12 protein-coding genes, 1 pseudogene and 1 riboswitch are annotated in these 11,966 nt (G+C 41.1%); of the genes and pseudogenes, 9 read left to right on the top strand and 4 right to left on the bottom strand.

The window, feature by feature from the left end:
- Positions 1-1,304: family 43 glycosylhydrolase (locus tag IH598_02385; protein MBE0637350.1), on the bottom strand; the 1,304-nt coding region annotated here is incomplete at its 3' end.
- 155 nt (positions 1,305-1,459) lie between these two features.
- On the opposite strand from IH598_02385, the pseudogene IH598_02390 reads away from it, so the two are divergent.
- The 6 genes and pseudogenes from IH598_02390 (at position 1,460) to IH598_02415 (ending at position 5,104) form a co-directional block, all read left to right on the top strand.
- Positions 1,460-1,765 (top strand): annotated as a pseudogene (locus tag IH598_02390) (DUF4160 domain-containing protein).
- Complete coding sequence (locus IH598_02395) at positions 1,762-2,052, top strand: DUF2442 domain-containing protein (GenBank protein MBE0637351.1); 291 nt, start codon at positions 1,762-1,764, stop codon at positions 2,050-2,052. The pseudogene IH598_02390 and the gene IH598_02395 overlap by 4 nt, the downstream one beginning before the upstream one ends.
- Before the next feature lie 91 nt (positions 2,053-2,143).
- A complete protein-coding gene (locus IH598_02400) occupies positions 2,144-2,374 on the top strand; it encodes a hypothetical protein (GenBank protein MBE0637352.1) in 231 nt (76 codons plus the stop codon).
- On the top strand, positions 2,355-2,774 hold the full coding sequence (locus IH598_02405) for a putative toxin-antitoxin system toxin component, PIN family (protein MBE0637353.1): 420 nt from the start codon (positions 2,355-2,357) through the stop codon (positions 2,772-2,774). Before IH598_02400 ends, IH598_02405 begins: the two co-directional genes overlap by 20 nt.
- A gap of 541 nt (positions 2,775-3,315) precedes the next feature.
- Positions 3,316-4,083 carry a DNA-deoxyinosine glycosylase gene (locus tag IH598_02410; protein MBE0637354.1) on the top strand — a complete coding sequence of 256 codons (768 nt, stop codon included), beginning with the start codon at positions 3,316-3,318 and terminating at the stop codon, positions 4,081-4,083.
- 178 nt (positions 4,084-4,261) lie between these two features.
- Positions 4,262-5,104, top strand: coding sequence for a hypothetical protein (locus IH598_02415; protein ID MBE0637355.1), 843 nt, complete (start codon positions 4,262-4,264; stop codon positions 5,102-5,104).
- 167 nt (positions 5,105-5,271) lie between these two features.
- Here IH598_02415 and IH598_02420 read toward each other — a convergent pair whose 3' ends face one another.
- The 3 genes from IH598_02420 to IH598_02430 all read right to left on the bottom strand — a co-directional run bounded on the left by IH598_02420 (position 5,272) and on the right by IH598_02430 (position 8,582).
- Complete coding sequence (locus tag IH598_02420; protein ID MBE0637356.1) at positions 5,272-5,643, bottom strand: RidA family protein; 372 nt, start codon at positions 5,641-5,643, stop codon at positions 5,272-5,274.
- A 164-nt stretch (positions 5,644-5,807) separates the two neighbouring features.
- Entirely contained in the window at positions 5,808-6,617 is an 810-nt protein-coding gene (gene rhaD / locus IH598_02425; protein MBE0637357.1) for a rhamnulose-1-phosphate aldolase, read from the bottom strand.
- A 21-nt stretch (positions 6,618-6,638) separates the two neighbouring features.
- Positions 6,639-8,582, bottom strand: a complete 1,944-nt coding sequence (locus tag IH598_02430; protein MBE0637358.1) for a hypothetical protein — start codon at positions 8,580-8,582, stop codon at positions 6,639-6,641.
- A gap of 131 nt (positions 8,583-8,713) precedes the next feature.
- Positions 8,714-8,919: riboswitch (cobalamin riboswitch) on the top strand.
- 121 nt (positions 8,920-9,040) lie between these two features.
- Here IH598_02430 and IH598_02435 point away from each other — a divergent pair.
- The 3 genes from IH598_02435 to IH598_02445 form a co-directional block, all read left to right on the top strand.
- On the top strand, positions 9,041-9,247 hold the full coding sequence (locus IH598_02435; protein MBE0637359.1) for a hypothetical protein: 207 nt from the start codon (positions 9,041-9,043) through the stop codon (positions 9,245-9,247).
- A gap of 18 nt (positions 9,248-9,265) precedes the next feature.
- On the top strand, positions 9,266-11,191 hold the full coding sequence (locus IH598_02440; GenBank protein ID MBE0637360.1) for a TonB-dependent receptor: 1,926 nt from the start codon (positions 9,266-9,268) through the stop codon (positions 11,189-11,191).
- Positions 11,191-11,966, top strand: a 776-nt coding sequence (locus tag IH598_02445; GenBank protein MBE0637361.1) for a hypothetical protein, incomplete at its 3' end; no start/stop codon positions are given. The genes IH598_02440 and IH598_02445, both read left to right, overlap by 1 nt.

An 11,966-nucleotide genomic window follows, 5' to 3' on the forward strand; every position in this document is an offset into this window, starting at 1 on the left:
AACCAATCTAACTCCATCATCTCTCCATCCTCTCCGTAAAAATGCAGCCAGAGAGCGTGAACACCATTCGTATAATCAACAGGAAATGTTAAGGTCTGCCATTCATAGCCCGCTTCCGTACTCATTTCGATCAATGCCAGGCGCTGATGCCACGGCTTGTCGAGTGAAGCGACCATCTTGCCGCCTTTGCTTCCGGGTTTTATCCTGATGGTGATGCTATCCACGCCTTGGCCAAAATCAATGTATTTCCAGGCTGCTTTGTCGCCGCTGTAAATTTGGGTGAGTTGTTCGTTATTTGGCTCAAACTGCTCAATTCTCAAATTGCCATTGAGGATGCAGGCCCATTCGGCCTCAATCCTGGATGTGGCATCAATTGGCGGTGCAGCTCCCTGCGAGGTCATCTCCACTTCCGGAATTGATCCATCTGCAAGGACTTCGATCGGTTCCACGCAGGCCTTGCGCATCTTGTTGCAGCCATGCGTGGAACGGTGGTAAAACACATACCACTGCCCTTTGAACTCGGCGATGGAGCCGTGATTGTTCCAGTTGCGCGGGTTACAGTGGTTGTTGTCAATAATAACGCCCCTGTATTCGTACGGGCCGAAAGGGGTTTTTGAAGTGGAATAACCCAGACAGGTTGGAATATCACCCCGGCTGATATCGGCATAAATCAAATAATAAAGTCCGTTTATTTTGGTCATGAACGCGCCTTCATGGAAATGATGCCCGCCTTCAGTCAGGATGCTGTCTTTAATGGTTTCCGTCAGGAGCTCCGTCAAGTTGGGTTTCATTACAGCCATTTTCAATGAGAACTGTCCCCAGAGATAATAGGCTGTGCCATCATCATCAATAAAGACGTCCGGATCAATTTGGTTGTAACCTTTCAGGTCAATGGGCATTCCGCCGGTAAATGGTCCGGTTGGACTTGCTGAGGTGGCCACGCCTTCGGCAAATTCGCGGTCGGGCTGGCAATAATACATATAATAGATGCCGTCTTTGTAAGCTGCTGATGGAGCAAAAAGAACAGTTTCGTTGTAAGTCACGCCATCACCTTCGCCTTTGGATGTAAAAATGTTCTCTACCAACTGCCAGTTCAGCACATCAGCAGAAACCAGTGCATGGTGGTGGTGGGAGCAATAATAGGCGCAGCTTTCATCCACCGAACCGTAAATGTACAATTTGCCGTCGTTCCAGACCCTGGCAGTAGGATCGGCGATGCAAACACCCGGCGGGGAGATGGGGTTTTGTGCGGATGCAAGCATCGCGACCAAAACCAGGCTAAAAAATGTAAGAGCTGTTTTCATCTGAGGATTTATTCAGCAAAATAAAACATTTTGCTTGAAACAATTTGGTAGGGGTTAAACCAACCAAGTTAAATAATTCGGGGATAATTCGGCATTCAATGTATCCTGTTGAATATTTTGGGTTAAATTTGTTGTTGGTAAAAGATTATTGAATAATGCCAAAGATATTCGAATATTTAGGGATTCTTGTCTTCTTTTAATCAAGTGAGCATGAGCCGATTCATGTTCATGCAAAGAAAGGAGAGTATGAGAGTAAAGCGGAGTTCTACATTATTAATGGAGAGATTTCGGAGATAAAAATCAAGAATACTTCAATGGCAAAGCCACTTGAGGGTAAAGACCTTAAAGATTTCAAGATTTTTCTTGAAAGATATGCAGATCAAATTGTAGAAAAATGGATAAACTATTTTGTTTATCATAAAGAGGTTGAATTTGAGAAAATTGCAAAACGATTAAAATGAGAATAATAGTTGACTATAACGGTACCGAAACCGGTTCTGATCAATTAAAGATTGACTCTGCAAAGTATTTGTCGGATTATGCAATTCGGATTAAATTTAGTGATGGTAAAGAGAAACTTGTTGATTTCAAAACATCTTTATCCAAATCACTGCATCCTTCGATTAATAAATATTTGGATGAACAAAAATTCTCGAATTTTTCATTGACTGATGGAAATTTGAACTGGAATGATTACGAAATGATTTTTCCAATCTCTGATTTGTACAACGGCAGGATAGAATCATAAACCACTAAAAGCTCACTGTGGATAAACATACAGGTAAACCAAAAAAAGATATTTTGCGTTAATTTGTTCAACGAATTAAAAATTTAGAAAGATGAAAACAGCATTGCAAATAGACCTGACTTTTGACCAAATATTGACTGTGGTAAGACAATTGCCCAAACAACAAAAAATCAAACTGTCAAAGGAGTTAGAAAAAGATGCTATTGACACACAACTTACCCGTTTATTAAAAATATTCAGGACAAAAGAGCTTGATCTTAAGACAATTACGGAGGAGGTTGAAATTGTAAGACAAGAAATCTATGAAGAGCAAAGGCGTTAAAGTGATTTTTGACACCAACGTCTGGATTAGTTTCCTGATCGGTAAACGTTTGGCAAGAATCAAACAGTTCATTTCTGAAGGAAATATTAAAATTATCACGACAGAACAATTATTGTCAGAAATCAAAATGGTTACAAGTCGTGAAAAGCTGAAAAAATACTTCCCAAAAGAAAGTGTAAAGGAATTGATTGAGCTTTTGGAAATCATTTCCGAAAAAGTTGAAACTGAGCCAAAGCATTTCATCAACAGAGACCCCAAAGATAATTTTCTACTCGACCTGATTGATTGTTCCAATGCCGATTATTTGATAACGGGAGACAAAGATTTATTGGAGCATAATCCTTTTAAAACAGCACAAATCCTCACGCCTTCCGAATTTGAAAAACAGATTGAAATGTAAGCCCAAACTTTTGCAAATTAAGATGTGCTCCGGATGTATGGTAGAAATAGCATAGATCATCCGGGGGTTCTCAGGCAAATAATGAAACAAACAACAGATTAAAAGCATGTTGAAGTATAGAACAAAACGTTTGTAGCATTTTGTACTATTTTCCCGAATTGCTCTGTGGTCCTTGCCGCGCAGGATGTTCGGTATGAAGGCACGGCTCAGAAAAGGGATTTAAAAGCATTTCAGAAAAGTTTTCTTCCCACGCTCACAGGCTGGTAAAGATTTTTATTTTTGCATAGTCATTAACTTTTTGCCATGCAGGAAATAAATTGCATACAGCTCTCTCAGACTGATTACCCGGCAATCAGTTGTTTAGCTATATTATCAACACCAACGTTCGGCCTGCAAAACAGCCACAACACTCTTCTATTGTCCAGCGTAGCGGAACATAATCTACCTGGGGTGGTTGAAAAAGCTGGAAGTGAGGCTGAATTATTTCTTGAAAGGCGATTTAGGAGAGAAGGTTTCATGTTGAATTTTATAACAGATACAAATGGCAAAGTATTATTTTTCAAACAATCAATTTAATGAAATAAAAGGCCTTCTTAAGAGAAGGTTGTATGAAACAAGAGATCAACAGAAAACAACAAGAGGAAGAATCAGAAAGTTGGGTTTCAATATCTCCGACTATTTTAATGGATTTACTGACCAAGATTTTCAAGATCTTTTAGATAGTGGGATTATTAAAATTGTTAACAACCTAAAAACTATGCCCATAGAACAAAGACTTGTTGATTCAAATAAGACTTTTTTAGAGATAAAAAGCTTTAAAAAAGAATCGTTGCCTTCAATATCGGATTCGGACACCGAAATTCTAATTTTGGGGACAATGCCAGGTGATAATTCGTTAGCAAATCAGCAGTATTATAATAACTCCAAAAATCAATTTTGGAAAATAATCTTTGCAATTTTCAATAACGAAATTCCTGTTGAAAATTACGACAATAGAATTGAGTTATTAAAAAAGCATAAAATTGGTCTTTGGGATGTACTAAAGACTTGTAATAGAGAAGGTAGTTCTGATTCGGCTATAGTTAATCCTATACCAAATGATTTTAAGGAATTTTTTGACAATCATACAAGAATTAAGACTTTGATATTTAATGGAAAAGGCAGCTTTACCTACTATAAACAGTTTATTAAGTTAAATTTTGGAAAATCCTTAATTCAATTAAATTCAACAAGTTCATTGAATAGTCACAAAAATATTGACCAAAAGATTGAAGAATGGGGAAGAAATTTAAAAAGTGACGCTATGTAACATGGTGAAACTCACAATAGCACGATTTCGTAATAGTTTTATGGGCACCGCTTTGCGTGGCTTTTTTTAGCGATGAAACATGTCGAAGCCCAAGCCGGCAGAAGCCAATTTAGCTTCACTTAAAACTTGGACATTGATGAAAAAGTAAATTTTCAAAAACAATTAAAAACTTAATCTAATGAACAATTTTGAAAAAAGTAAAATTTGTGCAGTCCTTTCATCAATAATAATTATTTGTGGATGTTTTGCACCCTGGCTTAAATTTGGTAATTTTTTCAGAGATCCGGGTATCAATGGTATCGATGGTGCTATTGTGATAACATTGGCGATCATTACGGGGGTTATAGCTAATTATTCACAAAAAAGTAAAAGTGCGCCATCAGCTTTGTATGGGATCTTTGGATCCATAATTTTAATAATTGCAATGTTTGATGTTTTCACTGCTACAACAAGGGCTAAAGATATGGCAAATAGTTTCAGAGAACTACAACAATACTTTCTTGAAACGGATAGTATAACATTTTTATCGTTCATGGGACCTGGTCTTTTTATGGTTTTAGCCGGTTCGATTGGCTTAATGATATCTGCATTCTTCGCTTCAAGTTGGGAAAACTCCGATAGCCTTCCTCCTAGTGATCCTCAAGAAACTTTTAATAAAACAAATGAACTCGCTAATGCAATAGAACTAAATTTTGATACTCAATTAATGTCAAAAAAGAATGAGTTAGATGAAAATGAGCAAAAAGTAGCATTATTAAATAGTTTAATAGTAGATGCCGGAAAAAGTATGTTTTCTTCTTCGAAAAAATCAGAAATTTCTGATTTGCTAAATAATATTTGTATTTCAAAAAATGAGTGTGAGAAACTATTGGATAACTATGCTAATCTCTATAACAGTGATTTAGTTTCTAAACTTCTTAATCTTAGTAGTAGCTATGAAGCTAAAAAGACGCTAATCCGTCCATTTATTGAATATGATATTGTAGAGGAAAATTTTCCTCATGAAAGGAAAATGCTATAGAAATGCCTGATAATAACCCATTCCAATTTCATGAAACTGCAGCAACATTAAAAGCTGAATTTGAGCGATTAAGTTAAAACTATTGGAGTTTTGATGAATGGGTTATTAAGATTTTTGGACTTCAAAGGCATTCGCAGGGAGAAAAATACCTTTTGATTATCAACCGCTCAAACCCCCGCCACACACTCCGCTTCGATCAGGCAGCCGTAATGCAATTTCCCAACCGGAACCACGCATCGCACCGGTTTGTGTGCTCCGAAAAACTGCGTGTAAACCTCATTCACTTGGTTCCACAGCGCAATATCCGAAATGTAAATCCGCATTTGGATCACTTTCTCCCGTGAGCTTCCGGCTTCGGTGAGGATCAGACCAATTTTTTCAAGCACCAATTTCGTTTGCGCTTCGATGCCTGCGGGGATTTGCTTTGTAGCAGGATCAACCGGCAGTTGCCCCGAAATGTAGAGTGTGCCATTGTGCTCAATACATGGTGAGTAGTGGCCGTTGGCGGGGGGAATACTTTCGGATGAGATGATTTTCATTGTTGCAGTGGATTGATTAGTTCATTAAATTTCAAAATACAAAATCCAAATGACAAATAAACTCAAAAGTTCAAAAACTAAAACTCGAAACAGTTCCTATATGCTGATTGAAGGAAATTTTGAATTTTTGATCATTTGAATTTTGATTTTTGGCATTTGATCATTCAAAATTTTGTAGGCAAACCAAAAGCCCTTGCCAGTTCAGCCATTTGCTCCAGTGTGAGCCCTTGTGGTTCGAAACCGGCTGTTTTTGCTGCAAGGTAAATTTTTGCCGATTTGGTCAGGGTATCAATCAGATCGAAACAATGCCCAATGTCATCGCCAACAGCCAAAGTTCCATGTTTTTCCCACATTACCACATCATGGTGTTCGAGGTGACGAATGGTTTCGCTGGCCAGTTGGGTTGTGCCGGTGAGGATGTAAGGCACAATGCCCAAACCACGCGGCACTAAAACAATTGTTTCGGGAATCATGCTCCACAACATGAGCGATAGTTTTTCAGCATCATCGAACGGCGGGCAGTGAGTCAGCGCAATCAGTTCTGTAGGGTGCGTGTGGAGCACAACGCTTTTGTGGTTGCCTTTTGCCTTCAGGAAGTTGTGAATACTCAGGTGTGATGGCAGTTCGGAAGTAGGCTTTACCGATTTTTCAGACGCAATTTCAAATTGCTTTCCATCTTTGTTAATCCTGATAATAGCTCCAAAATCAAGCGGTGATCTGGCTATATCGCGCATTCGCTGGCCGGCGCCTGTTACGTAAAAGAAATTACCGGCTAATCCGGGTAGCGACTCGGCAAGCTCAATGGCTTTTTCCGGTTCAGGCATACTCATGTCTGTCCGACTTAGCAGTTGGGTCAGGTTTACGGAAATATTTCCGCCATTGGCTTCTGCCCAGCCACGCTGCCAAAGGAAACCGGCTACTTCAGCGATGCGGTTTAATTCTTCAGCGATTTGGGCATTGTTTTTAATGTTCATATTTATATTCTTTGTTCATGATCACATTGATTTCTGTGTCGGTGTTTTCGGCAAAAAGGTGATATCCAAAAATTCAATTTCGCCTTCATTATCAATCTTTAAAAGCAGCGACTGGTAAGGCTCAAACCGCAGATCAATCTGTCTGCTTATTCCGTTTAAATTGATGGTAACTTGCTGCATAATAGCTGAATCCTGTTGGGATTGCCCATATCCCAGTGGATATTTCAGGTTTTTGTAAAGAGGATTGGCAAGGAAGATTACGGCAGAATCGCCATCGGTCCGACACCAGAATTCGGGCAGGTTTTCTCCTTCGATTAATGGCTTATGAGTGATGAGCCTGTCAAATTCCTCCATAACATTGGGAAGGGAGATTAGCTGGTCGGCGAGCTGATCGAATCGTTTATCTTTCAGATGTCCTGCTTGCAGAGGCCTGCGCTTTAAACAAACCGGCAACCCCTGGGCGGCCAGTGTGAGGATAACTTCCAAACTTTCGATATCCAAATGCTGTACATCAACATGTAGCGCATTGAAAGCGAGGCCGTTTACATGGAGTATGTTGTCAACTACTTTTCCCTGCGACAGGAAATCAGCATTGATCCAGAGTGGGTGATAGCCTGCCAACTCCGGACTGAAATACTCATACCGAAGTTCATAAGCGCCCCAGGCCCACGGCAATTGAAGTTCTTCGGGCAAAATGCCTTCAACCCAACTGTCCTCAAGGGGCAGGTAAACTGCGATATCGGAGTAAGCGCGGCCAAACTGCATGGCTTTGGAGACTTTGGTCATGTAGTCATTAAAAGCTGGGATTTCTTCGGTTAGGCTGCCCTTTGTTCCAACATGCACTGAAGCATAAAAATAAATTGTATCCACCCCGATCGGATTAAACGGCGTTCCATGCCAGATGTGCTGATTTACGCCATTGGCAAAAAGGGCATCGGCCACCATTTTCAGATCGGCGGTTTGCTCTTCGCGGATGTATTCGGCAGGCCAGCCATACAGACAAGTAAAACTTTCGGAAGAGACAAAAGGTTTGTTGGCCAGCGCTGCTGCCGAGGCTACTATCTTGGAGAAATTGGGTTCGTAGAGCATTGCTTCAGATTCGGGAACATCAATTGTAGCATATGCGCTCATGATATCGGTTGGCGAGCCCATGCACTGCACCCGGCTGATTGCACCCAGTTCATGGCATTTTTCGTGAAACGGAATAAAGAACTCATTCAGTGTAAGGTGTGCCACAAGTTTCATGTAATCATAACGGGGTCCGGCATTTTCCGGCTCGTAAATACTATCCATAAAAGGCATAATGTTGTATCCAAATTTTTCCATGAACATTTGATCAAACCCATCAGTCCACAGGTATTTTGTTTCCACTTCCCAGGAATCACAAAACAGCGCTGATTGCGAGCCTGAGAGCGCTGGAGCAAAGGCTTTACCCATCACATCGGCATAGCGTTCAAAAGCACCTTTGTTGAGGTGATTGAGCACATTTCCGGTGTCGGGATGCGTCCACGAAAGGCGTAGTGGCTGTTTAAAACTGCTGTCGCCCCAGATTCTGGTACGATCGGCGTCGCTCACAAAAGTTCCCCCAAATGGCCAAAGTGTCCCAAAAGTAAAATCACAGCCCAAGTCCAGGCTGTCGGCGCAGTGCTTAGCGTAAATAACCATTTGCTGCCACTCTTCGCCGAGCCATTCAAACCGTTCTCCCTCAGGATTGCGGTTTACAGGATAAATAAACGAAATCTCCACACCGCCAAATCCATTATCGCGCAGCCACACCAATTGATTTTGCAGGTCCGCTTTTGTGAACTTCATGGCATGCCACCACCAACGGGTGTAGGGTTTCCCGGATTCATAGGAGGTGATTTTAATTCGATCATTGGATTCATCAACAGATGTTGTGCAAGATTGAAAAAGTGTCAGAAGGAGGAAGACTGAAAGAATGGTGATGTAAAAAGACCGTTTCATATTTCAAATTTTTACCGGCTAAATTATTCATTTAAATGGCTTAAAGATAAAGCATTGATAGCATGTGGCAAATTAACATAAAAATTTAGGACCTGAATTAATGTCTTCTCTCGACTTCCCAAAAAATATCTATTTTTGCCACCGCAACCGGTGCACTGCGTTCCATAACAGAATAACGTCATAATAGGGAATCCCGTGAAAATCGGGAACAGTACCCGCTGCTGTAAGCTCTTTACACACTTTTCGATCACCTGATGCCACTGTTTCAAGCGAAGGAATGGGAAGGCCATCGAGAAGGGAGCAAGTCAGAAGACCTACCTGTTGCAAACGAATCAAAGCTTTCGGGATAAAGGCTGAGGGTAAATAATTCAAACCTATTTATTCCAGGTAGTTTTCTGAAAGTTTTAAGATTGATCATGATGTTCATTTTCAATTGCTTAATCTTAAAACTGTTGTTCATGAGGCACTTTTTGATGGTACTTTTTTCCTATCTTCCGGTTGATGGCGGCTCTGAATTGTCATTGAAGCGGATGGATAATTTGTTTGATTGCGGTTTTCACAAGCCGAAAAGCCAATCATTGAGGAATCCTACCAAACATCCCACAGGATTTTTTCTTTACCGAAAATCAAAACCAGATCAGGAAATCATTCAGCAAAACTTTTAAAATTCCAATACCAAAAAAGTGATTAAAAACCTGCTTCTCATATTGTTGTTAATGCTTGTGCAAAGTTCATTTGCGCAGATGATCAGCGATACGCTCGACCTCGATATGGTGGAGATAACAGGTTTTAAGCACGAGCAAGCAACAGGATTTAAAGAGGTGGTTCTGGAAAAAAAATTGATTTCAGAGCATGTTTCGGGCAATCTCGCAACGCTGCTTATTTCCACTTCACCTGTATTCATCCGGAGTTATGTGCCCGGCGGATTGGCCACCGCTTCGGTCAGGGGCGCTTCTGCATCTCAAACCCAGGTGATCTGGAACGGGTTAAACATTAATTCGCCTATGCACGGTCAGGCCGATTTTTCGCTTGTTCCGGTTTTTTTTGTTGACAGGGTAAGTTTGTTATTTGGCGCCGGTTCGGCATTACAAACCTCCGGCGGATTGGGAGGAAGTGTGAATCTGGCCACCGAAACCAACTGGGAAAATCACATTTCAGTTGATTTGATGGCGGAAGCCGGGAGTTTTGATACCTACAAAACTTTTGGAATGGTTAACATTGGAAACCAGAAAATTCAATCCTCCACAAGGTTTTTTTATGAGCAATCAGAAAATGATTACTCATACCACAACAACTCCATCAGTAATGAGAATCCCCCGGAGGAAAAACGCAGTCATGCCGCTTACTCACAAAAAGGTCTCCTTCAGGAACTGAGTTGGAAAGCTACTGACCGGACAACTGCTTCGGCAAAGGTTTGGCTGCAGGATAACAGTCGCAACATTCCACCAAATATTTTAGTCAAATCGCCGGAAAATAACGAAAGTCTGGACGAACAATTTGCACGGGCAGTCGTTGGAACTGAACACCGATTCAGGAACTCACAACTTGACTTCCAAAGCGGTATGCTTCATAGCTTTTCAAATTACCGTAACCAGCTTGCCGGCATTAATACCGAAAATCGGGTTTTATCATCAGTTAACAGATTCAGCTATTCTTTTTATGGCCTCAAAAAACTGTTTATCACAACCGGTGCGAGTTTCGATTATCATGTGGCGGATGCTGAAAGTTACCAGGGTAAAAAATCAAGAAATGAAGGCGCTATCTATGCAACTGCAAAATATGACCTTGGCGAGAAGCTAACATTAAACCTATTGATCAGGCAGGAATTCATTGATCATGAAATTGCACCATTTGTCCCTTCATTTGCTGCGCTGTACCGCCTTTCAGCTCAATCACCTTTTTCTGCAAGGGTCAACCTTGCCCGCAATTTCAGGGCGCCTTCACTCAACGATCTCTATTGGACACCAGGCGGCAATCCCGACCTGAAATATGAGGAAGGACTTGCCTTAGAGGGCGGTTTATTGTTCCGGAAAAAAATCAGCAGTTTTAACATTTCTGGAGAAATAAATGGCTTTTATTCCGATATCAACAACTGGATTGCCTGGCAGCCTGACAGCATTTTCAGTTTCTGGAGTCCGTCAAACCTCAAAAATGTAGTCTCAAAAGGGATAGAAACATCGGTGGATGCTTCCGGCAACTTTAACAAGGTTTCGTGGAGTTACCTGTTGAATTATACTTACACCTCAGCAAGAAACATGAAACCCACCGCCACTCATGATCACTCGGTGGGAAAGCAATTGATTTATGTACCCGAAAATAGTGTTAACCAATCCATCCGGCTTACTTTTAATGGATTTACGGCGGGGTACGTGCTGACTTATGCTGGCAAGAGGTTCACAACCGCTGACAATTCGCGCTACCTGCCTGGCTTTGTTTTGCAGGATATTATCCTTTCGAAAACCTTCAAAATCAACAGATCAGGTTTTTATGCTCAATTCACAATGAATAATCTGGCCGATCAGCAATACCAGGCAATTGCCTGGCAGCCGATGCCTGGCAGGAATTTTAGTTTTTCACTAAAATATCGTTTCGAAAAAATTAACCGGTGATGAATAAAAAATACATTGATTTCAATTGGATCTCACGAACTTGCACACTCTTCTTCATGCTGATAACGAACAGCTTACTCTTTCACGCCTGCACGGATGATTTTGGCGAGGTGAGCCCGGGAAAAAGTAAATTTCTCAACGGTTCCGGAGTATTTATAATCAGCGAAGGCAACTATGGCAGTGGTAATGGCTCGCTTTCGTTTTTGAACTTCGACAGCCTGAACATCTACAATGATATCTTTTATGCCGCCAATGACCGGCCTCTTGGCGATGTGCCCTGTTCGATGACGTTTATCGAAAATGAAATCTGGGTGGTGGTAAATAATTCGGCCAGAATTGAAGTGATGAAGGATTCAGATTTATCGTCAACAGACGCAATCACCGGGTTTTCATCACCCCGCTTCCTTGTAAAAGTCTCCAATGAAAAAGCTTACGTGAGTGATTTTTACAGCAGCGAAATTGCCATTCTGAACTTGAAATCCAGACAGATACAAGGGTTCATCCCCATCGGACGATCTTCAGAACAAATGGTGATGGCCGGTGGGAAAGTTTTTGTGGCTTTTTGGTCAAATTATGGATTTGACGGTTTAGAAAACAATCAATTAATGGTAATAGACCCACAAACCAATGCACTAACCGATTCGTTATTGGTGGGCAAAGAACCCAATTCGATGGTGTTGGATGCTGCCGGCAAATTGTGGGTGCTGTGCAGTGGCGGGTTTATGGCTGAAGAATTTCCGACTTTGCACCGGATCAACCCGCAATCGTTGGAAAC

It is taken from the genome of Bacteroidales bacterium (genome assembly GCA_014860585.1).
Lineage (GTDB): Bacteria > Bacteroidota > Bacteroidia > Bacteroidales > 4484-276 > RZYY01.

Bases quoted from the DNA above. Each gene is read 5' to 3' on its own strand.
- rhaD (MBE0637357.1), bottom strand. From the start codon at position 6,617: ATGAACATTAAAAACAATGCCCAAATCGCTGAAGAATTAAACCGCATC.
- IH598_02415 (MBE0637355.1), top strand. From the start codon at position 4,262: ATGAACAATTTTGAAAAAAGTAAAATTTGTGCAGTCCTTTCATCAATA.
- IH598_02435 (MBE0637359.1), top strand. From the start codon at position 9,041: ATGAGGCACTTTTTGATGGTACTTTTTTCCTATCTTCCGGTTGATGGC.
- IH598_02410 (MBE0637354.1), top strand. From the start codon at position 3,316: ATGGCAAAGTATTATTTTTCAAACAATCAATTTAATGAAATAAAAGGC.
- IH598_02420 (MBE0637356.1), bottom strand. From the start codon at position 5,643: ATGAAAATCATCTCATCCGAAAGTATTCCCCCCGCCAACGGCCACTAC.
- IH598_02395 (MBE0637351.1), top strand. From the start codon at position 1,762: ATGAGAATAATAGTTGACTATAACGGTACCGAAACCGGTTCTGATCAA.
- IH598_02400 (MBE0637352.1), top strand. From the start codon at position 2,144: ATGAAAACAGCATTGCAAATAGACCTGACTTTTGACCAAATATTGACT.
- IH598_02430 (MBE0637358.1), bottom strand. From the start codon at position 8,582: ATGAAACGGTCTTTTTACATCACCATTCTTTCAGTCTTCCTCCTTCTG.
- IH598_02405 (MBE0637353.1), top strand. From the start codon at position 2,355: ATGAAGAGCAAAGGCGTTAAAGTGATTTTTGACACCAACGTCTGGATT.